Raw genomic sequence first — 19,366 nt, 5'->3', positions numbered from 1 at the left:
TCCGTCCCATGACCCGCATCGACAACGCCCGCGTGATCCGCGCTCCGCATGGCACCGAATTGTCGGCCAAGAGCTGGCTGACGGAGGCGCCCTTGCGCATGCTGATGAACAACCTCGATCCCGATGTCGCCGAGAAGCCGGGCGAACTCGTCGTCTATGGCGGTATTGGCCGTGCCGCACGCGATTGGGACAGCTTCGACCGCATCGTGGCAGCTCTCAAAAACCTTGAAGCCGACGAGACGCTCCTCGTGCAGTCGGGCAAGCCGGTCGGCGTGTTTCGCACCCACGCGGATGCGCCGCGCGTGCTGATCGCCAATTCGAACCTCGTGCCGCACTGGGCCACCTGGGACAAGTTCCATGAGCTCGATCGTAAGGGGCTCATGATGTACGGCCAGATGACGGCCGGCTCCTGGATCTATATCGGCACGCAGGGGATCGTGCAGGGCACCTACGAGACCTTCGTGGAGGTGGGTCGTCAGCATTATAACGGCGATCTCTCCGGCCGCTGGATCCTCACCGGTGGCCTCGGCGGCATGGGCGGCGCGCAGCCGCTCGCCGCCACCATGGCGGGCGCCTCCTGCCTTGCGGTGGAATGCCAGCCGAGCCGCATCGAGATGCGCCTGCGCACCGGCTACCTCGACCAGCGCGCCGATACGCTCGACGAGGCACTCGCCATCATCGAGCAATCGTGCCGCGACAAGAAGCCGGTCTCCGTAGGCCTCCTCGGCAACGCCGCCGAGATCTTTCCGGAGATCTACCGCCGCGGCATCCGTCCCGATGCGGTGACCGATCAGACCTCGGCGCATGATCCGATCAACGGCTATCTGCCGAAGGGCTGGACGCTTAGCCAGTGGGACGCCAAGCGCGAGAGCGATCCCAAAGCCGTGGAGCACGCTGCCAAGCAATCCATGGCCGAGCACGTGCGCGCCATGCTCGACTTTCACAGGGCAGGCGTACCGACCCTCGATTACGGCAACAACATCCGCCAGATGGCGAAGGATGAAGGCGTTGACAACGCCTTCGACTTCCCGGGCTTCGTGCCGGCCTATATCCGTCCGCTCTTCTGCCGCGGCATCGGACCGTTCCGCTGGGCTGCGCTCTCGGGCGATCCGGAAGACATCTTCAAGACTGACGCCAAGGTGAAGGAGCTGCTGCCCGACAACAAGCACCTGCACAACTGGCTCGACATGGCCAAGGAACGCATCAAGTTTCAGGGCCTGCCCGCGCGCATCTGCTGGGTGGGCTTGGGCGACCGTCACCGGCTTGGCCTCGCCTTCAACGAGATGGTGGCCAAGGGCGAGCTGAAGGCACCCATCGTGATCGGCCGCGATCATCTCGATTCCGGCTCGGTCGCCAGCCCGAACCGCGAGACGGAAGCCATGAAGGACGGCTCCGATGCAGTGTCCGATTGGCCACTCCTCAACGCGCTGCTCAACTGCGCGTCCGGCGCCACCTGGGTCTCGCTGCATCATGGCGGCGGCGTCGGCATGGGCTTCTCGCAGCATTCGGGCATGGTGATCGCCTGCGATGGCACGCCGGAAGCGGCCAAGCGCATCGAGCGTGTGCTCTGGAACGACCCGGCGACCGGCGTGATGCGTCATGCGGATGCCGGCTACGACATCGCCATCGACTGCGCCCGCGAACACGGCCTCAACCTGCCGAGCCTGCGGTAATGGGCGCGCGCGTCATCCGCGAGCACGATCTCGTCCGGGTTCCGTGGAAGAACGGCGGCGGCACCACCGCGGAGGTTGCCGCCTTTCCGGAAGGCTCGGGTTTCGAGACGTTCGGATGGCGCGTCAGCATGGCGGATGTCGCGTCCGACGGACCGTTCTCGCTTTTTCCAGGGATCGACCGCACGCTGATCGTGGTCAAGGGCGACGGCATCGAGCTCGACGTGGAGGGTATCGCTTATCCGCTCGACAGGGTCTCTCCCAAGCTCTCTTTCTCCGGCGACGACGTCACCATCGGGCGGCTCCTCTCGGGCCCGATCCGCGACCTAAACGTGATGACGCGGCGCGGACAGTTCCGGCACCGGACGCGGTTCATTGGATCCGGCGTGGCGCTGCTGTCGGAGGACACGATTGTCGCCTTTCTCGTGCCGCTCGACGGTCCTTTCGACGTGACGCTCGATTCGACGATCCATTCGCTCCAGGTGCTCGATGCGCTGATGTTGGAGGCGACGCAGGAACTTGTCCTGCTCTCCGGGACCGGCCGTGCGATCCTCGTCGAGATCTCGCCTGAGCCGTCGACATAGGAGCCAATATTTGACGCGCGATGCCCAAAACAGCGGCAGGTCAAAATGTCTATACATTTGACATTGCCGCTCCGGCATGGTGCCATTCGCCCGCTCGAAAAGAATGCCCGGCGCCTGAATTCCTGGAACCTACCGGAGAGCGCGATCGGCGAAACGAGCCAGAGGATTTGGATAGAACGGAGGCTGCAATGAAGGCGGTATTGGGTAGTTTGGCCGTGTTGGCGCTGGCGGTCGGGTCCGCCTCGGCGCAGGAGACGAAGGTGGCCATCGGCATCTCGGGCTGGACGGGCTTCGCGCCCCTTACGCTCGCGAAGGAAGCCGGCATCTTCAAGAAGAACGGCCTCGACGTCACGATCAAGAAGGTCCCGCAGGCCAGCCGCCATCTCGCCATCCAGTCCGGCGACATCCAATGCGCCGCCACCACGGTCGAGACCTGGATCGTGTGGAACGCGAACGGCGTCCCCACCAAGCAGATCTTCCAGCTCGACAAAAGCTACGGGGCTGACGGCATGGTGGTGAAAAACGACATCGCTGCCATCAAGGACATCAAAGGCAAGCAGGTGGCCGCCTCCGCGCCCGGCACGTCGCCCTACTTCGCCCTCTCCTGGATGCTGAAGAAGAACGGCCTCTCGGTGAAGGATGTGACGGTGGTCAACATGGAGCCGGGCCCGGCCGCGCAGGCTTTCATCGCCGGCCAGAACGATGCGGCCATGACCTACGAGCCCTACCTCTCCTCGGTGCGCGCAGCCCTCAGGCCGGCAAGATCATCGCCACGACCCTCGATTATCCGATGGTCATGGACACCTTCGGCTGCACGCCGAAATTCCTTGCCGACAACCCGAAGGCTGCGAAGGCCTTTGCCGACAGCTATTTCGAAGCGCTCGACATGATCGCCAAGGATCAGGCGAAGGCTTATGACATCATGGGTGCGGACGTGAAGCAGACCGGCGAGGCCTTCGGCAAGTCGGCCCAGTTCCTGCGCTGGCAGGACCGCGAGGCCAACAAGAAGTTCTTCGCGAGCGAGTTCAAGACCTTCTCGGCGGAAGCCGCCGACCTGCTCCTGGAGACCGGCATCATCAAGCAGAAGCCCGACATGGAAGCGCTGGCCGATACCAGCTTCATCCAGTAGCGATCTCCCTAACGCGGCGGCGGCCCGGTTCCACGCGGGCCGCCGCCTGATCACTTCCTCACAAGCACCCTCCGGCACACCAGGTCCGGATGGCAGAGCAGATCCTTCATGCCTCGTCCTCTCGAACCCGTCAGCCAGGGCACGCGCGTCACGCTCGGCATTTCCTTCTTCATCCTTTTCCTCGCAGCATGGGCCGTCGCGACCCTTGGCGGCTTCGTTTCGCGGACCTTCCTCGCCGATCCGATCACGATGGTGCAGGACGGATGGCTGCTGCTCACCCGCTTCGGTTTCATGGGCGATATCGGCATCACGGTCTGGCGCGTCGTTGGCGGCTTCGTCCTGGCCGCAGCCGTCGCCGTGCCGCTCGGCATCATGATGGGCGCCTACAAGTCCTTCGAGGCATTCCTCGAGCCCTTCGTGTCCTTCGCACGCTATCTGCCCGCATCGGCCTTCGTGCCGCTACTCATCCTCTGGGCAGGCATCGGAGAGATGCAGAAGCTCCTTGTTATCTTCATCGGCTCCGTGTTTCAGATCATCCTGATGGTCGCGGTTGCCGTGGGCAACACCCGCCGCGATCTCGTGGAGGCCGCCTATACGCTGGGCTCCAAGGATCGGGGCGTGGTGAAGCGCGTGCTCATCCCCGCAAATGCGCCCGAGATCGCCGAGATCCTGCGCCTCGTTCTCGGCTGGGCCTGGACCTATGTGATCGTCGCGGAGCTCATCGGCTCATCCTCCGGCATCGGACACATGATCATCGACAGCCAGGCGCTTCTGGCCACCGGTCAGATGATCTTCGGCATCATCGTCATCGGCGTCATCGGCCTCATCTCCGACTTTCTGTTCAAAGCTCTCAACCGTTCGCTCTTCCCGTGGAGGCTCGCATGACCGGCACGATCCTCCAGATCGACAGCGTCTCGCGGGTGTTTCCGGGCGTGCGCGGCGGCGCGCCCGTGCGCGCGCTCGAGCCCACAAACCTGCAGGTCGCGCAGAACGACTTCATCACCATTCTCGGCCCCTCCGGCTGCGGAAAATCCACGCTCCTGCGCATCGTGGCAGGCCTCGACCGTCCGAGCGGCGGACGCGTTCTTCTGAATGGCCGCGAGATCAAAGGTCCGGGTGCCGACCGGGGCATGGTGTTCCAGTCCTATACCCTGTTTCCGTGGCTGACGATTGCTGAGAACATCGCCTACGGCCTGCGCGAAAAGGGCATGCCGAAAGCGGAGCGCCAAGACATCGTCGCGTCCTTCACCGAGAAGGTGGGCCTGCGCGGCTTCGAGAACCATTACCCGAAGCAGCTCTCCGGCGGCATGCAGCAGCGTACCGCCATTGCCCGCGCGCTCGCCAACGATCCGGAAATCCTGCTGCTCGACGAGCCCTTCGGCGCCCTCGATAACCAGACCCGCGGCCTGATGCAGGAACTGCTGCTGGGCATCTGGGAACGCGAGCGCAAGACCGTGCTCTTCGTCACCCACGACATCGAGGAAGCGATCTTCCTCGCCTCCCGCGTCATCGTCATGTCCGCCCGCCCCGGCCGCATCAAGGCCGACATCCCCGTCGACCTGCCTCACCCGCGACACTACACGATGAAGACCACCCCGGAGTTTTCAAGCCTGAAGGCGCAGCTGACGGAGGAGATCCGCGTCGAGGCAATGCAGGCGGAAGGCGTGCATTAGAGCCTCGGACCCTTAAGCGGCGCATCATTCGGGGTGAAAAACCGGAGCCGCTTTTCGCGGGCGCGGACCTCCGGTTCGGCACGATGCGCTCGCACTCTCTGCAGCCACAATGCGTACGGCGTAAGGCACTCCCGATATCCTTCCGGGTGAATTGACGCTTCGGCCTTCTTCAGGCGACGCTTAATGTCTCTGATGCGGGGAAGGCACGATGCTCAAACGCCTGTTAGCCGGATCCATCCTGATCGCCAGCGGCACGCCAGCCATGGCCGATATCGTCATCGATCAGGCCATGATCACCGCCGGCGAGTTGCGTGTCGTCGGTCGATTGAGCAAACCACGGCAGGTGTCGATCTTCCTCGATGAACGCTTCGAGACGAAAGCCGATGCCAACGGTCGGTTCACTTTCCGGATCGCCTATCATCCCGCCAGCTGCGTCGTGAACCTCCAGGCGGAGAATGAGCAGCGCCAGGCGGTTGTCGGCTTCTGCGGCCAGAAAGGTCCGGAAGGATCGGGCGCAGCACAGCAATCTGCGGCCGTTGAACCCGTCCAGCCTGGGCCTGCAGGCCTGCCCGGCCCTCAAGGCGAACCCGGGCGCGACGGCGCCCCCGGACCGAAGGGCGACCCGGGATCGGAAGGACCTCCCGGCCCACAAGGGGCTGCAGGTCCTCCCGGGCCGCGCGGAGAACCCGGACCGGCAGGCCCGGTTGGGGCACAAGGACCTGCCGGACCTCCGGGACCACCAGGGAATACGGAGGCACGGGCCGTCCCTGACGCGCAGCCAGGCCCTGCGGGACCAGCGGGTCCTATCGGGCCCGAAGGCCCGGCGGGGCCTCCCGGCCCGCAGGGGCCACAGGGTCTTGCAGGCCACCAGGGGCCGCAGGGACCTCAGGGGACGCCGGGGCCGCGAGGCGAACCCGGACCCGCCGGCCCACCTGGTCCGATCGGACTGGCTGGTCCTGTTGGCGCGGAAGGATCTATCGGGCCCGTGGGGCCTGCCGGGCCTCCGGGACCGCAAGGTGTTGCCGGAGGCATCGGGCCGATTGGACCTCCTGGCCCCATCGGTCCCATCGGCCCGGCTGGGCTCACTGGTCCTGCCGGACCTCCGGGTTCCATCGGTCCGGAGGGAAAGATGGGACCTGAAGGGAAGCCGGGGCTCGCCGGAACGATTCTGCGCGTCTTCGTGCAGGAATGCACATCCCAGGGCCGATGCATGGCTCGCTGCGACCAGGATGAATACCCGATCAACGGTACCTGCAACCGTGGCGACCGTCTCGATATGGATGAAGTGGGCGTGTATTGCTTCTCCACCAGCGAGAGCCCAAAGGGCATGATCGCTCGGGCGATCTGCGCGAAGAAGTGACCGACTGGACCGTTGGAAAAGGCCTGCAGAGAGCGCCGTCACGCGTCAAGGACAGAGGCGGGCGGCAGGACCGGTACAGCGGGACTATCGAACTGCGTGGCTGTCTTTGCGAGCCTGCATCGAGTTCTCATCCACGAGGCTGGGAGCAAAGGTGCCGCTGAGCGGATGCGGGTTCCATGTGTTGTCGGACGACGATACAACCTTGATCGCCCCGAACCAGCGATGCCTGAAGCGCGTCGCGGCTCTCAGGTCGTCGAAGCCCACCAAACCCCACTCATCGAGCAGATGATAGAAGTCCCAGGCCCCCCTTGCTCGTCGAGCCATCGGACGACCTCCTGGTTCAGGTCTCGCCCGCTCTCGTTCCAGACACGCCAGTCATTGACCATGAAGACATAGGGCCAGTGCTTCGAATAGGCGTCGACGCCGTAGCATGCAGACGATGCCATTTCCTCATCGCGCCACGTCGCGACAATGATCTTCTTCAATTCGTCCAGATCCGTCATCGCTTATGTCTCAGATCGCACAATCCGCGCTTCGGGACTGCGCCAAGAAGCTAATAATAGCACATAGGTGTAATCCAAGAGTAGTAGAGAAGATCCTTCAGAATGTCACATTCATTTCAAACCTGTTTCATGAGGAATAGCGGCAGATGTGCGCCAAAGAACAGGCCAAAGTTCACCTATGTAAATGTTCCTAAAATCATCCCCTGCTCGGAAAGGGTAGCAGGTTCAGCAATATCAATGACTTCCGACCTCTCGTAAGTGGTAATCCCAAAGAGACAGGGAACGAATGCCTCTCTAAGTACCTATCTGGTTAACAGGTGCAGGGAGACTTGCATGCCGCCAGACCAAGTCGAGCTTGTCGCGCAGGCGTTTTATGCCGCCGAGTATTCAGGCGACTGGGACGATGCTCCGGAGATCCTGCAGCAGCAGTTCCGGGATCTCGCCCGCACGGCCATCACGCTTTTGCACCAGCAGATCTCCCATTGCCGATCCTCTCTCACGCCGGCGAAGGTCTTGGAAGCCGCTCATGATGAGAATAGCGTACAACTCCCATCCTGATTGTAGCTGCAGGTCAATTGGGGCTAGCGGACAAACATGCTCGACCCTCTACGTTCAGATGGGAAGGCAAAGTCAGCGCCGTGTTAAGGTAGCAGAATAACGCTACGCTACCACAGGTCCGACCCATGTCATCTGCAGCAAGAAAGACCATAATTGCCGTGGCATCCCTCATGGCCCTCGTCGGGTGCCAAAGCACCGCGGGCTCGATGACCACCGCAGCCCCCCATACCGCAGGCATTGATGAGCCCGGATCCGCCTCAGCGAGAGCCCATGCCGAACTGGAGGCCGAGGCACGCGCTCTCGGCACCGCACAAGGCGTTGCCGCGATGGCAGCGTCCGTGGACAAAACGGGCTTGTCATCCATTCCGCTGATCGTAGGCGTGAATGCTTCAAATGCAGCTTATCAAGCCAGAAGCGATACCCGCATGAAAGCCGCCGAGGAAGAGGATCTGCAGGCGACATACAGGAAATACGGCATGAATCCTGACGGAACACCGTCCGGCAGACCAGGGCCGGGATCTGGTCCGGCAAACTAGCCTCAGGACCCGTTAATTGACGTAGAAGGCGACGGTGGCCGAGATGCAGATGGCCGAGAAGGTGTGAGCGCAGCGGTCGTAGCGGGTCGCAATCCAGCGACAGTCCTCGGGCTTAGCGAACGTGTTCTCGACCTTATGATGCTGGCGACACAGCGCCCTGTCGTATGCGATAGGATTTTCAGGTCCAAACAAGCCAAGTCACGCTGGGGCAAGCCGACTATAGTTTGGAAAGCAGAGCGTCTCTGGAGATTTGATCCGCTATAGCCGTTCTAGAGCCAAATGAATGAAGTTGTTCCCCAGTGCGCCCCAAAGCGGACAAGCACTCTCGAACCCTCAAGCAGGACACCAATAACCTTAGAAATATCAATGGAGATAAGTGGTGCCCAGGGGCGGGGCGAAAATTATTAATGTTTACCGCAACTTAGACGAAGTGGGAAACCGGCTAAGCCAACCTATTTTGGTCCTGTTTCGTCTCTAGGTTTCCCACTCCTAAGCAGCTATGCGCATCCCTCTGTAGGCTCTGACGGCACTAACCAGTCGAACCCGAGCCCGACATATTCGTTCTCTAATTGTTCTAAGCCCACTACCTCGCAAGGTCATGGTCGAACGGCTGTCCGACTTTCCATGAATAATCGTCCGGGTTGATTGTCCCCTCTGCCTGCACCGCAGAGGTCAGTACCGGTTGGCCCGACTGGTCGAGAAGTTTGGGGGCCGACATCCAGTTACGTCATCTAATCGATAGGATTGCCTTCGCTGCCCGAGAAAGTCCCTCCCGTGGGAGCGGCCTCCAGGTCAGTATAATCCCAGGTGCAAGGCCCGGTTCACCGACTTGGAGGCGACGAACCGCCCTCCTCCCGACCTCCCACCGATGATGCGGAAGCTGATGCCATTCAGGGTGGAAAGGGCTGAACGGAGCACAGGGAACCCTGATCCCGAACCTTTGTTGGCCTAGCACGCCCCGCCAACAAAAAGGCCAGTCCAATGATCTGCAAGTTCTGCCAGCAGGACGTGAAAGACCCCTGCCACGACCCGCAGGAGATGCGCCAGCGAGCCATGAGCCACGTGGAGCGCTGCGAGATGGCCCTGAAGGATGACCTCGGCGATGGGATCAATCCCAGTGACGGCCAGAGTGCCGGGAGCATCTGAAAGACTGAGGTCGAGATGGCAAAGAACCCTTGGATGAGCCTCTGGCTGAGTGCGGCAAACACTTGGGTTGGTGCGGCCCGTGGCTTCTGGACGGCAGAGATGCAGCGTCAGCAGAGGGCGATGCTGAATGAGATGACAAAGCCAAAACGGCAGCCCGCTGCCAAAAGCTCGCCCAGAAAAGCGTCAGCCGGGGCACGGAGGAAATCCAAAAGCTGATCTTGGCGCGTCGTCTTATCTGGTACAGCCCTCAGTAAGCTGGGACCAGCCGTTGTTCGATCATGGGAGCATCCATGCAGAACCGCAGGCCCGCCCTATCATAATTGACGCTGACCTCGGCATTGCATTGCATGGGGAGAACCCGCTGGAGGAGCGTCGAGCCAAAGCCTTGGTGCTGCGGCTTGCTCACGGGCGGACCACCAAATTCGCTCCATTCCAGATGGAGCCTCCTGGCACCCTCAATCTCGGCCACACTCCACCGAACCTGGACGTAGCCAGTCGGCACCGACAGAGCCCCATACTGGACAGCGTTCGTGGTCAGTTCGTGGAGGGCCATGCCGACTGGAACCGCCAAGTCAGCCGATAGCTCGATGGGTGGTCCGATCAGCATGAAGCGGGGCTGTCGGCTTTCCGCAAACGGTTTGAGTTCGTTGAGGGCGATCTCCCGCAAGGGTGCGGTTTGCCAGTAATCCTCAGTCAGGAGATTGTGGGTTCTCGCCAGCGAGGTGATCCGGTTTGAGAAGGAGCGGTAGAACTCGTCAAAGCTGTCGGTGGACCGGCCTGTAGCACCGACCAGCGCCTGGACGGTCGCCAAGGTGTTCTTCACCCGGTGGTGAAGCTCCCGCACCAGCAGAGCCTGCCGCTGCTCGATCCTGTGACTGGCATCCAGTTTCTCATCCCGTTCGGCTACGGCTCGGCGCAGTCCCAGGTGCGACATCACTTGTCGCGCGAGCAGTGTAAGGGTGGAAGCCTGCTCCTCCGTCAGATCACGAGGTCCATGATCGAGCACACACAGCGCTCCCAAAGGCACTCCGTCTGGCGTTCTCAGCACCGCCCCAGCATAGAAGCGCAGGTGCGGCTCCTCCGTCACCAGCGGGTTGCGAGCAAAGCGAGGGTCCTCACTCAGGTCGGAAACGATGGTCAACCCAGGCTGAAGCATGGCTGAGAGGCAGATTGAGCGGTCGAGTGGTGTCTCACGAACGCCGAGCCCCACCTCGGCCTTGAACCACTGCCTGCGTTCGTCGATGAGGCTGATCAGGGCAATCGGAGCCTGACAGGCACGGGTGGCAAGTTGCACCAGATCGTCGAACGCAGGTTCCGGTGGCGTGTCGAGCACCCGGTAGCTGCGCAGGGTTGCGAGCCGGTCACTCTCCGTCCAGGAAGGATGCAATTTGTCGTTCAACACGAGAGGATTACCACCGACACCACTCGTGAGAACGTGCTTAACCTATGTTAGTTCGAGCAAAGCGGTTGATTTCCTAAGCAATTTAGGGACTGCCGACCAGAAGCTGCTGGCAGGCTTGGACCAGAACCTCAGACGGAACAGGCTTCTCGATCCAGGTGACATGCTGGAACTCGGCCAAAAGGTGCTGGTCCTCTTGGTATCCTGAGTAGATCAGGAACGGCACATCGCGACGGGTTAGCTCCAGGGCGATCTCCCGACAGGAACCATCCGTCAGAGCCGCATCCAGAATGGCCATCGCAGGGGTGACTGTCTGAAGCCACTCCAGAGCAGCGGCACAGGCTGTGAAGGGACCAGCCACCTCATAGCCTGCATCCTGCAACTCGTCCTGAAGGTTGAGGGCAATGAGGGCCTCGTCCTCCAGAAGGAGGACGAGCGGTTTGCCGTCAACCTGCTTGGTCATCCCATAAGCCTTTGCCCCTTAGTCTTGAATCTAACCTGAACAGGCAAGCTTGGCCATCGAGATTATCGGTGAAGCGGCAGTATTCGTTGGTGGCGTGAACCAAGCGGCTGTCCCGTGATGACAAAAAAGAACCCGGCTGCTTTCGCAAGCGCCGGGTCGAGCAATCTCTCGCAAGTCTTGGACCCACTGCACAAGGGGAATGCGGGGATAATAGAGGGTCCGTATGTTCAACTAATTCTATAGCCGCCGATCAGTTCCGAATTTGCCAACCCGCTCATGTCTGAAGTTCCGAAGCTCATGAGCATCATTCCCGAGAATAGCAGGGCTGAACGTGTGACGCCGACAGAGCCCACAAGGATCGTGCTCATACTCCCCATAGCTGATCTCGTGTGGTAGGAGGAAATCAACGCGAAGTCCAAAAGTAACCACTCAAGATACGCTCTCTGGTTACCACCTCCGCATTCCTTAACCGATCACACAATGATTACCCTCCGACCGGCTCTTTCAGCCGACTATTCCTTTGCTCTCAATCTTTATGTTCAAACGATCAAACCTCTGGCCATTGCCTGGATGGCGTGGGTAGACCACGAGCAAGAAGCACAGTTTGCAAACCTGTGGCGTCCAGACGACACCTGGATCATTACGCTCAATGGTCAGGAGATCGGCTGGGTCGAGTTTCGCCAGACAGGCGACGAAACCTTCCTGAAGCAACTGTATGTCGCGCCCCTGCATCAACGGCGCGGCATCGGCTCACAGGTCATGCGGCGGCTGAACGAACAGGGTAGAGCAGCAAAGTCCATGGCCCTGTTCGTGCTGAAGAATAACCCAGCGTTTCGGTTCTATAAGCGGCATGGCTTTGAGGTCGTTCAAGAGACCCACAGCACATTCGTCATGCGTCGCAAGTTGGATCGTGCAGCCTGAACTCTGAAATCCAGCCCACGGAGCAGGACAATGTTGCTGGAACTGAACCAAGAGCATTTGGGTGTTCTCAGGCGAGCCCTGGAGGCGAGAGTGCGTGATATGCGCCTGCGCCTGGGGAGCGACCCAGGGGATGAAGGTTTTCAGCGCGAAGCGACACTGGCAACACAGCTTCTTCGGCAGGTGGAAGCCTTGGAGCGGCAGGCTGGTCACCGCGCCTGGAGAATAGGGCATATCGAATCCCTGCCGGAAGACGACGAGAACTGAGCAGCAGCCCTCCACGATGCTGATAGACTGTCGCCATCTGAACCTCCCAGACTGTTCTCCCGAAAGATCGGACAGGTAGGAGTTCGTCGAATGATTTGCATGGCCGGATCGAGGTTGGTTTGCGAGAATGGGCTGACGAGTGGAGGAGCCCATGTCCAAGGCTGGCACCCACATCCTTCGGATCACTCTCCAAGGCGAGCCCTCGGTTTACCGAGAGATCGAGATTGAAAGCCGTAGAACACCTAGTGATCTGGCCGAGGTTAGCGTCCACGCTTTCAACTTCAAACTCGGGCATCACTTCGGCTTCTACCCCAAGCTCACTGGACCGGACGTGCTGCGCGCGCAGCCCAGCTTTGAATTGTCCGCTGACGAGAGTGAGGAGTCTGACACCAGGAATGTACGACGGACTTGCTTGACCAACGCCTTCCCCAACGTAGGTCACACGATGCTCCTCATGCTTGATTATGCCGACAACTGGCGGTTCGTCATTGAGGTGATCAGGCGCGGCAAGAAGGCTGCGAAGACCTGTTACCCGAAGGTGCTCAAGACGATGGGACAGGCCCCTGAGCAGTTTGGCTCTTGGGACAATGAGGATGTCTTGGGACGGCGATGACGAGGCAGACGACCTGTGAGCCTGTCCCGGAAACAAGAACATGAGCATCACGCCGCTTTATGGCTGCAATGTCATGTCTGCTGCTACGCCCCGCACCAGCCGCGAGCACGTGACCAAGGACGAGGCGCTCCAATCTGAGAGCGCGAAGGCAAAATATGTGACGAAAGCTTGGTAAGCCAACAGCGTGGGTTTTTGTGGCGCACGACAGGGAGCGTTGCCGCCGTGCTGTCCTGACCGTCGCGAGGAACAGTCTGCGAGCTTCATAGGCGCAGAGTGCGTCTAATGACGGCGCACTGCCATTCTAACCTCGTCTAACAGGGTATCTGCCGGAATCGGATGGGGCAGAAAACATCCGTTGCCGGGAACCTCGTTGGGGCGAAGATGACGCACCTGATTTGAGGTCAGGACCAGTCCCAACCCAGGCCAGCGGTCATGGATGTACCGGCCCAGGTCAACACCGCCTGTTGGGCTGGAGATGTCGATGTCAGCGAGGAGAACGTCTACATCATCCTGCGCTTCCAATGTTGCCCATGCCTCATTCGGGTTTTGGACCGCGATAACCTCAAAGTCGGCCTTCACCAGGATCGAAATCGTCGAGGCGCACCGTTGCGCTGTCTCAAGAAGGAGGACCTTCGGCTGCTTCGCTTTAGGACGCGTCATCGAACTCACCGTCGTGTCCCGAAACACCACTCACCGCAGCATCAACCTTGATGCTGCGGTTGGTCAGGAACAGCTTAAAATGGAGATATCGGAGAATACGTAAGACAGTACGATCCACTCGCCAGGGGCTGTGACAAGCTGCACCACCTGATGAGGGAACACAGGACTTTACTGTTCTATGTGTGTATCTCGGTGCAGCATCTAGGATGCTGGTCTTGCATGCTGCACTACGTCCTGGACGGGCAATTATTCTTTGAAAATTATCACTTAGCCGGGACCTCCTGATCCACCTGAGGTTATTGATCTAGTTTATAATTTCAATCGGCCCCGCTTTGAACGAACCATCGTCAGTACAATTTGCACCGTCACTGAGCGGGCAAGCTTGGCAAACTGAGCGCGTGGCGGCCCTTTTAGCTGACCAACAAGGAGAAAACCCATGGCTTCTCGACATTTCAATTCGTCACCCGCGACGCCGAGCGGCGCTGATGCAACCCGCATGCCGGATGTTGCCGACGCGTTTCAGTTCGCCAGTGCCTTTCTCGACCAGCAGCAGCAGATGCTCGGACTTACCTCGTTAGCTGCCGATACCCTGCGGCTGATGCTGCGCCAGACGCAGAGACAGATGGAGTACATGAGTGCGCTCTCACGCTGTCGGGACTGGGCCTCGGCGGCAGCCCTGACCACGACCTTCGCACAGACCATGAGCCAAGAGGTGTCGCGGGAGTGGCAGGAGACGGCGCATCTAGCCGAGCCGTGGATGGCCACAACAAACCAAAATGCTCGCAAGACAGCGAACCGCCTTGGCCACCCCGGCCTGGAGCCTGACGAGTTGCCAATCGGATCAGGCTCTACGCAAGAACCATTTGCTCAGGCTTGGCCTGACCCGCTGGGGCTCATGAGGTTCTGGTCAGGCGAGGTGTTCACACAACACCAGCCGCCATGGCGGCAATGATGATCACCCGGCAGGAACGGCTTTGGGTGCAGGAGAGATTGGTTCCAGATGTAGGAGCAACCTTTGTATGGAGCAATCCATGAGGCACAAGTTCAAGGTCGGGCAGTCGGTTCTACCGGCCCATCCCAGGCGGTCTGAACCCGATACATACGTGATTGTGCAGATGCTGCCTGAACCCTCACCCGAGCCGCAGTACCGGATCAAGGGAGCGTCGAGCGGTGTTAGCATTCGCCAGGGCACTCCGATTCACCCTTGTCACGGCAGCCTACTTAGAAAAGTTGTGTCGCCGCGCACGTGCCCTCCTTGTGGTGGCGAAATCCTTGTTGGTGTATCCTGGGGAAGCTGGTGCTGAAAGGACAAAGCCATGTCACAGACACCTTCAGCAATATCTATCTCGGCTCCTCCTGGCACCCATCTCCCGAAGGATGGAGCCAAGCGTCGCCGGGAGCACCTGCGGCACATCCACCGCATGACCCACGAACAGCAGATAGTCCTGATTGAGGAAGCTCGCGCCGCCCGCTCACGGGCGCAGGATCAAAACCAATAGACCAGCAAAGAACCGGCCTGCTATTGTATGCTCTTGGAGCGGTAACTTACTGTATCACGTCTCCTGAACCGTTGGAGGGCTCTGCCATGGCACATCGCGAACAGCATGGTAATCGCGAGACCAAGAAGCCCAAGAAAGATAAAGGCAGCACGAAAATGCAGCCCAGCCAATGGGCTGTCAGCGAAGTGGTTGAAGCAAAAGCCAGTTCCAAGCACTAGGCGCATGGTCCTTCATCAAAAGCGTAGCGGCATCCCGTTGCTGCCTACTTCTGCCGATCCTAAGAGATTACGGTGGGTGCGCCCTTTCCCGTCTCTCCAAACCGGCTGTGAGGTTTAAGGCCCGACACCGGTCGGTCTATTTTCTTTTCAGCCATGCTGAAACTCTGGGCCAAGTGTGACCTTAGCCCTTAGATGGGCTTTACTGATCATTCGGGCGACCAATCGAGAGACGGAGGACATTATGTGCCACTATCGCGGATCGTATGTGTCCGAGGACAGAGCAAAGGCTGAGGCTGATCGCCAGAGGGAGCTTCAGGTCAAACGCACCGAGGCTGTCGATAAGCTGAGACACGATGCTGATGTAGCGGCGCAGAAGGCGGCGTCCACACCAGCAAAAGAGCCTGTCCCGGCAAAGTAGTCCTTGGCCCTGCGCCAAGCCATCTTGAGCATGTTCAACATCTGCCTCGTGGTCTTGGTCACGGAGCAGGGATCAGACAAGCCTCGAAAGAAAAACCCGGTACTGGGTAGCACCAGGTTCGCAGGGATTCGTCTGAGCGGCGATGGCTGATCCGCCTAGTGGCGGGATGTCATAGGGCGGTGAATATTGCCTGATTGTGGGCTTCGAAAATTCCCTAGCTGATGCCCCTGCCTTCACGTCCTGAGGCATGCTCCGGCCGTGCAGGTGCTCCCGCCGTCGTCGATGATCCCCTCCGAGACAATTCGGACGGGAGTGGCGCCGGTGATCCAGCTTGGAGAATTGCCTATGATCCTCGACCTCCATCGTCAGGGATTATCCATCTCAGCCATCGCTCGCCGCACCGGCCGCGATCCCAAGACCATCCGCAAGTACATCGCCCGCGGCCTCGAACCGCCTGTCTATGGCCCACGGCGGGGCAGTCGCTCCGGCAAGCTGGCGCCGTACCGCGACTACCTGCGCGAGCGCGTCACCGCCTTTCCCGACCTGAGCGCGGTGCGGCTCACCCGTGAGATCCGAGAGCGCGGGTATGAGGGTGCCTACACGGCCGTGAAGCGCTTCCTCTGCGCCATCCGCCCGGCCGATCGGCCCAAGCCCTTCGAGATCCGCTTCGAGACGCCTGCCGGCCAGCAGGCCCAGGTCGACTTCGCTCGCTTCGTCACGGTCTTCACTGACCAGCCGGAGATCACCCGCATCGTCTGGCTGTTCTCCCTCGTGCTCGGTCACTCGCGCTACATCTTCGCCCGCTTCGTCCTGCACCAGGATCTGCAGACCCTGCTGCGCTGTCACATGCTGGCGTTCGAGAGCATCGGCGGCGTGCCGCTCGAGATCCTCTATGACCGCATGAAGACCGCGGTGACCGGTGAGGATGGCGAGGGCCAGATCATCTACAACCGGGCGCTGCTCACCATGGCGCAGCACTACGGCTTCCTGCCCAAAGCTTGTCGGCCGTACCGGGCCAAGACGAAGGGAAAGGTCGAGCGGCCCTTCAGCTACATCCGGCAGGACTTCTTCCTGGCCCGTTCCTTCCGTAATCTCGACGACCTTAACGCCCAACTATGCGACTGGCTCGCCACAGTGGCCAATGCCCGCCTACACGGCACGACCCAGCGCATCGTCGCGGAGGCCTTTGCCGCCGAGCAGCCGGAGTTGCAGTCCCTGCCGGCCTTCCCCTTCGATGCCCTGCTCAAGCTCGAGCGCCGGGTCAGTCATGATGGGCTCGTGTCGATCGGCGGCAACTACTACAGCGTTCCGGATCGCACCCGACGCATCGTCGAGGTACATCAGCTTCCCGACCGGATCCGCATTCTCGATGCGGGCCGAGTGGTGGCCGAGCATCCGGTGCTCGAAGGGCGGCGCCAATCGCGGGTCGATCCAGTCCATCGCCAGGGGTTCATCGCAAACGCATCGCGCAGCGCGTCCGAGGCGATTATGGTCGGACGCCCAGGCGACCGGGTCGCGCGTCGCTCGCTGGCCTTCTATCAGGCGGTCGCGGATCGCCTGGCCGCCACGGGAGGCCGGGCATGACAGGCCATGGACACCCTACGATTGAGAGTATCCGGAGAAGTCTGGTTGGCTTGCGGATGCCCCGCGCCCTGGAGATGCTCGACGCAACGCTGCGGCGCATCGAGCAGGGCGAGATCGACGGGATCGCAGCGCTCGATCACTTGCTTTTGGAAGAGCTCACGGTGCGCGAGAGCCGACGCATCAAGGCGGCCCTGATGATGGCGCGGCTGACCACGGTCAAGACCCTGGCGAGCTTTGACTTTGCCTTCCAGCCCTCGCTCGACCGCAACCGCATTCTGGCCTTGGCCGAGCTGAAGTTCATCGACCGGGCCGAGGCGGTGCATCTGCTCGGCCCGCCTGGCACGGGCAAGAGCCATCTGGCGACAGCCCTGGCAGTGGAGGCGGTGAAAGCCGGCAAGAGCGTCTACTTTGCGACCCTGGCCGAGATCATTGCCTCTTTGGCAAAGGCGGATCGGGAGGGGCAACTGCGCGAGCGCATCCGCTTTCTGTCGCGGGCTTCCCTGCTGGTGGTGGATGAGATCGGCTATCTGCCGGTCACGTCCGGCGGCGGCAATCTGTTCTTCCAGCTCGTCAATGCCCGCTATGAGAAAGGCGCCATGATCCTGACCTCCAATCGCGGTTTTGCCGAATGGGGCGAGGTTTTTGGCGATCCTGTTGTGGCCACGGCGCTTTTGGATCGCCTGCTCCACCATGCGGTTGTGATCCAGATCGAGGGCTCAAGCTACCGCTTGCGTCAGCATGCCGAGCTGGTTCCCGAGCACGTGCGATCGAAAGCCCTAATTACGCCACCGCCGGCACCAAAGCGCCGCGGCCGACCACCCGGAGGGACATCGATGGATCATTCAACCGGCTGATCACCGGAAACAGCCCCACCCATCAGGTAGGGAAAATTGAAGGCCCACAAATGCGGAAGCTTCAACGCCCGTTGACACGGGATGAGCTAGGCTGCCCTTTTGGTGCGACGGCCCTTAGCGGGAGCAGCATCGTTGGCCACAGCTTCAACCGGAGCCTTGCCCTTCTTACGCTGCTGGCCGAGCCCCATGGTCTTGGCAAGCTCGGAGCGTGCCTTGGCATAGTTGGGTGCAACCATCGGGTAATCCGCTGGCAGGCTCCACTTCGCGCGGTACTGCTCGGGTGTCATGTCGTAAGTGGAGCGCAGATGCCGCTTGAGCGACTTGAACTTCTTCCCGTCCTCCAAGCAGACGATGTAGTCTGGAGTGACGGACTTCCGCACCGAAACAGCCGGGGTCAACTCAACCTTGGCTTCCTCCTGTCGCCCCTGTCCGGTGTTCGTCAGAGCGGCATAGACAGATTGGAGCAGGGATGGCAGATCAGCGGCCTGTACGGAGTTGTTGCTGACGTAAGCTGAGACGATGTCAGCGCAGAGTTCGATGTAGTTCGGAGAGGTTGCGCTCTCGCTCATGTTGTTCTTGTCCTCGGCTGCACGGGAATGGAAGTGGGAAGGTGTATAGAACAAGTTGATGCTCTAACAGGATCAGCAGGAACGACCCGTACAGCATAACAGATGCCTGTGATCTTAGTCTCACCTATGCTCCTTGCTTAGCTTTGGCAAGAGCGTTCTTCCGAAATCAATATTGGATGCTATGTCTGCGCCATTCAACTTTAGGATTGGGGTTTGTATACCCCGGAACCCTTCCCGCCAAGAAATGCCAAGCTGAAACACCTTGGTGCCGCAGCCGTTGAGTCGGCAGCAGATCGCAGTTCGCGATTGGCTCGTGTGGAGAAACAGTCATGCGTGTCGAGATGAAATATGCTGTTCTTGCAACCGCCCTCCTGCTCCCGTCCCTCGCTGTAGCCGATCCGGGTGGTGCAGCAGCCGGTGCTGCCGCAGGCGGCGCGGCGGGTGCTGTGGTTGGAGGTCCAGTGGGTGCAGCAGTTGGTGCGGGTGTGGGTGGCGCGACTGGTGATGCTGCGTCAGGACCGGACCAGAAGAATGTTGTCATTGAGAACCGGGACGTTGGCACGACCGGCAGCACCGGCTGCTCGACAACAACAAAACAGACTTCCGACGCAACAGGCACCACGACCAAACAGCAAACCAACTGCTGAAGGCATTCCCGTCAGGCGGTGCAAGCTCCTGCACCGCCTGTTCACTGGTCGTCGGCCCAACCTCTGTGTGCCCGTGATACTCCCGGTCTGGTCAGGAG

The 19,366-nt window shown here is 60.6% G+C and carries 21 protein-coding genes and 1 pseudogene; 17 read left to right on the top strand and 5 right to left on the bottom strand.

Annotated features, from left to right (window positions below):
• Positions 1-8: 8 nt before the first annotated feature.
• The 6 genes and pseudogenes from hutU to ACD578_RS04145 all read left to right on the top strand — a co-directional run bounded on the left by hutU (position 9) and on the right by ACD578_RS04145 (position 6,416).
• Complete coding sequence (gene hutU, locus ACD578_RS04170) at positions 9-1,673, top strand: urocanate hydratase (RefSeq protein WP_404291141.1); 1,665 nt, start codon at positions 9-11, stop codon at positions 1,671-1,673.
• Positions 1,673-2,254 (top strand): HutD family protein, encoded by a 582-nt coding sequence (locus ACD578_RS04165; RefSeq protein ID WP_404291138.1) that lies wholly within the window; start codon positions 1,673-1,675, stop codon positions 2,252-2,254. The genes hutU and ACD578_RS04165 overlap by 1 nt, the downstream gene beginning before the upstream one ends.
• A 188-nt stretch (positions 2,255-2,442) precedes the next feature.
• Positions 2,443-3,383, top strand: a pseudogene (locus ACD578_RS04160) (ABC transporter substrate-binding protein).
• Positions 3,384-3,491: 108 nt separating this feature from the next.
• Positions 3,492-4,268, top strand: coding sequence for an ABC transporter permease (locus ACD578_RS04155; protein WP_404291136.1), 777 nt, complete (start codon positions 3,492-3,494; stop codon positions 4,266-4,268).
• Positions 4,265-5,056 (top strand): ABC transporter ATP-binding protein, encoded by a 792-nt coding sequence (locus tag ACD578_RS04150; protein ID WP_404291134.1) that lies wholly within the window; start codon positions 4,265-4,267, stop codon positions 5,054-5,056. Before ACD578_RS04155 ends, ACD578_RS04150 begins: the two co-directional genes overlap by 4 nt.
• 208 nt (positions 5,057-5,264) lie before the next feature.
• Positions 5,265-6,416, top strand: coding sequence for a hypothetical protein (locus ACD578_RS04145; RefSeq protein ID WP_404291132.1), 1,152 nt, complete (start codon positions 5,265-5,267; stop codon positions 6,414-6,416).
• 245 nt (positions 6,417-6,661) lie between these two features.
• On the opposite strand, the gene ACD578_RS04140 is transcribed toward ACD578_RS04145, so the two are convergent.
• Positions 6,662-6,919: a hypothetical protein gene (locus tag ACD578_RS04140; protein ID WP_404291130.1), complete on the bottom strand. Its 258-nt coding sequence runs from the start codon at positions 6,917-6,919 to the stop codon at positions 6,662-6,664.
• 333 nt (positions 6,920-7,252) lie between these two features.
• Between ACD578_RS04140 and ACD578_RS04135 the strand changes: the two genes are divergently transcribed.
• Together ACD578_RS04135 and ACD578_RS04130 are read left to right on the top strand one after the other, a co-directional pair.
• A complete protein-coding gene (locus tag ACD578_RS04135) occupies positions 7,253-7,477 on the top strand; it encodes a hypothetical protein (protein WP_404291128.1) in 225 nt (74 codons plus the stop codon).
• Between the two features lie 1,517 nt (positions 7,478-8,994).
• Positions 8,995-9,159 carry a hypothetical protein gene (locus ACD578_RS04130; protein WP_404291126.1) on the top strand — a complete coding sequence of 55 codons (165 nt, stop codon included), beginning with the start codon at positions 8,995-8,997 and terminating at the stop codon, positions 9,157-9,159.
• A 247-nt stretch (positions 9,160-9,406) separates the two neighbouring features.
• On the opposite strand, the gene ACD578_RS04125 is transcribed toward ACD578_RS04130, so the two are convergent.
• Positions 9,407-10,561, bottom strand: coding sequence for a sensor histidine kinase (locus ACD578_RS04125; RefSeq protein ID WP_404291124.1), 1,155 nt, complete (start codon positions 10,559-10,561; stop codon positions 9,407-9,409).
• A gap of 82 nt (positions 10,562-10,643) precedes the next feature.
• Positions 10,644-11,021, bottom strand: coding sequence for a response regulator (locus ACD578_RS04120; protein WP_404291122.1), 378 nt, complete (start codon positions 11,019-11,021; stop codon positions 10,644-10,646).
• A 480-nt stretch (positions 11,022-11,501) separates the two neighbouring features.
• Between ACD578_RS04120 and ACD578_RS04115 the strand changes: the two genes are divergently transcribed.
• The 4 genes from ACD578_RS04115 (at position 11,502) to ACD578_RS04100 (ending at position 12,994) form a co-directional block, all read left to right on the top strand.
• Positions 11,502-11,942: a GNAT family N-acetyltransferase gene (locus ACD578_RS04115; protein WP_404291120.1), complete on the top strand. Its 441-nt coding sequence runs from the start codon at positions 11,502-11,504 to the stop codon at positions 11,940-11,942.
• Positions 11,943-11,972: 30 nt separating this feature from the next.
• The gene (locus ACD578_RS04110; RefSeq protein ID WP_404291118.1) at positions 11,973-12,206 is read left to right on the top strand and encodes a hypothetical protein; all 234 of its coding nucleotides are present in this window, start codon (positions 11,973-11,975) and stop codon (positions 12,204-12,206) included.
• Positions 12,207-12,357: 151 nt separating this feature from the next.
• The gene (locus ACD578_RS04105) at positions 12,358-12,819 is read left to right on the top strand and encodes a hypothetical protein (protein WP_404291116.1); all 462 of its coding nucleotides are present in this window, start codon (positions 12,358-12,360) and stop codon (positions 12,817-12,819) included.
• 40 nt (positions 12,820-12,859) lie between these two features.
• The gene (locus tag ACD578_RS04100) at positions 12,860-12,994 is read left to right on the top strand and encodes a hypothetical protein (RefSeq protein WP_404291114.1); all 135 of its coding nucleotides are present in this window, start codon (positions 12,860-12,862) and stop codon (positions 12,992-12,994) included.
• Positions 12,995-13,098: 104 nt separating this feature from the next.
• On the opposite strand, the gene ACD578_RS04095 is transcribed toward ACD578_RS04100, so the two are convergent.
• Positions 13,099-13,479, bottom strand: a complete 381-nt coding sequence (locus ACD578_RS04095; protein WP_404291112.1) for a hypothetical protein — start codon at positions 13,477-13,479, stop codon at positions 13,099-13,101.
• Between the two features lie 436 nt (positions 13,480-13,915).
• Between ACD578_RS04095 and ACD578_RS04090 the strand changes: the two genes are divergently transcribed.
• From ACD578_RS04090 to istB, 4 genes are all read left to right on the top strand, one after another.
• A complete protein-coding gene (locus ACD578_RS04090; RefSeq protein ID WP_404291110.1) occupies positions 13,916-14,431 on the top strand; it encodes a hypothetical protein in 516 nt (171 codons plus the stop codon).
• A gap of 633 nt (positions 14,432-15,064) precedes the next feature.
• Positions 15,065-15,196 carry a hypothetical protein gene (locus ACD578_RS04085; protein ID WP_404291108.1) on the top strand — a complete coding sequence of 44 codons (132 nt, stop codon included), beginning with the start codon at positions 15,065-15,067 and terminating at the stop codon, positions 15,194-15,196.
• A gap of 739 nt (positions 15,197-15,935) precedes the next feature.
• Positions 15,936-17,198 (top strand): IS21 family transposase, encoded by a 1,263-nt coding sequence (gene istA, locus ACD578_RS04080; RefSeq protein WP_404289333.1) that lies wholly within the window; start codon positions 15,936-15,938, stop codon positions 17,196-17,198.
• Entirely contained in the window at positions 17,195-18,052 is an 858-nt protein-coding gene (gene istB, locus ACD578_RS04075; protein ID WP_404289335.1) for an IS21-like element helper ATPase IstB, read from the top strand. Before istA ends, istB begins: the two co-directional genes overlap by 4 nt.
• 86 nt (positions 18,053-18,138) lie before the next feature.
• On the opposite strand, the gene ACD578_RS04070 is transcribed toward istB, so the two are convergent.
• Positions 18,139-18,621 carry a MucR family transcriptional regulator gene (locus tag ACD578_RS04070; protein ID WP_404293690.1) on the bottom strand — a complete coding sequence of 161 codons (483 nt, stop codon included), beginning with the start codon at positions 18,619-18,621 and terminating at the stop codon, positions 18,139-18,141.
• 329 nt (positions 18,622-18,950) lie between these two features.
• Between ACD578_RS04070 and ACD578_RS04065 the strand changes: the two genes are divergently transcribed.
• Positions 18,951-19,268: a hypothetical protein gene (locus tag ACD578_RS04065; RefSeq protein WP_404291106.1), complete on the top strand. Its 318-nt coding sequence runs from the start codon at positions 18,951-18,953 to the stop codon at positions 19,266-19,268.
• The last annotated feature ends 98 nt before the right edge of the window (positions 19,269-19,366 follow it).

Source organism: Microvirga sp. RSM25 (assembly GCF_044784385.1).
Classification (GTDB): Bacteria; Pseudomonadota; Alphaproteobacteria; order Rhizobiales; family Beijerinckiaceae; genus Microvirga; species Microvirga tunisiensis.
Note: the sequence above shows the minus strand (reverse complement) of the source record. Positions and strands in the feature narration are given on the sequence as shown.

What these genes read in the sequence shown, in the direction of transcription:
- hutU (WP_404291141.1), top strand. Translation starts at nt 9, where the DNA reads ATGACCCGCATCGACAACGCCCGCGTGATCCGCGCTCCGCATGGCACC.
- ACD578_RS04165 (WP_404291138.1), top strand. Translation starts at nt 1,673, where the DNA reads ATGGGCGCGCGCGTCATCCGCGAGCACGATCTCGTCCGGGTTCCGTGG.
- ACD578_RS04155 (WP_404291136.1), top strand. Translation starts at nt 3,492, where the DNA reads ATGCCTCGTCCTCTCGAACCCGTCAGCCAGGGCACGCGCGTCACGCTC.
- ACD578_RS04150 (WP_404291134.1), top strand. Translation starts at nt 4,265, where the DNA reads ATGACCGGCACGATCCTCCAGATCGACAGCGTCTCGCGGGTGTTTCCG.
- ACD578_RS04145 (WP_404291132.1), top strand. Translation starts at nt 5,265, where the DNA reads ATGCTCAAACGCCTGTTAGCCGGATCCATCCTGATCGCCAGCGGCACG.
- ACD578_RS04140 (WP_404291130.1), bottom strand. Translation starts at nt 6,919, where the DNA reads ATGACGGATCTGGACGAATTGAAGAAGATCATTGTCGCGACGTGGCGC.
- ACD578_RS04135 (WP_404291128.1), top strand. Translation starts at nt 7,253, where the DNA reads ATGCCGCCAGACCAAGTCGAGCTTGTCGCGCAGGCGTTTTATGCCGCC.
- ACD578_RS04130 (WP_404291126.1), top strand. Translation starts at nt 8,995, where the DNA reads ATGATCTGCAAGTTCTGCCAGCAGGACGTGAAAGACCCCTGCCACGAC.
- ACD578_RS04120 (WP_404291122.1), bottom strand. Translation starts at nt 11,021, where the DNA reads ATGACCAAGCAGGTTGACGGCAAACCGCTCGTCCTCCTTCTGGAGGAC.
- ACD578_RS04115 (WP_404291120.1), top strand. Translation starts at nt 11,502, where the DNA reads ATGATTACCCTCCGACCGGCTCTTTCAGCCGACTATTCCTTTGCTCTC.
- ACD578_RS04110 (WP_404291118.1), top strand. Translation starts at nt 11,973, where the DNA reads ATGTTGCTGGAACTGAACCAAGAGCATTTGGGTGTTCTCAGGCGAGCC.
- ACD578_RS04105 (WP_404291116.1), top strand. Translation starts at nt 12,358, where the DNA reads ATGTCCAAGGCTGGCACCCACATCCTTCGGATCACTCTCCAAGGCGAG.
- ACD578_RS04100 (WP_404291114.1), top strand. Translation starts at nt 12,860, where the DNA reads ATGAGCATCACGCCGCTTTATGGCTGCAATGTCATGTCTGCTGCTACG.
- ACD578_RS04095 (WP_404291112.1), bottom strand. Translation starts at nt 13,479, where the DNA reads ATGACGCGTCCTAAAGCGAAGCAGCCGAAGGTCCTCCTTCTTGAGACA.
- ACD578_RS04090 (WP_404291110.1), top strand. Translation starts at nt 13,916, where the DNA reads ATGGCTTCTCGACATTTCAATTCGTCACCCGCGACGCCGAGCGGCGCT.
- ACD578_RS04085 (WP_404291108.1), top strand. Translation starts at nt 15,065, where the DNA reads ATGGCACATCGCGAACAGCATGGTAATCGCGAGACCAAGAAGCCCAAG.
- istB (WP_404289335.1), top strand. Translation starts at nt 17,195, where the DNA reads ATGACAGGCCATGGACACCCTACGATTGAGAGTATCCGGAGAAGTCTG.
- ACD578_RS04070 (WP_404293690.1), bottom strand. Translation starts at nt 18,621, where the DNA reads ATGAGCGAGAGCGCAACCTCTCCGAACTACATCGAACTCTGCGCTGAC.
- ACD578_RS04065 (WP_404291106.1), top strand. Translation starts at nt 18,951, where the DNA reads ATGCGTGTCGAGATGAAATATGCTGTTCTTGCAACCGCCCTCCTGCTC.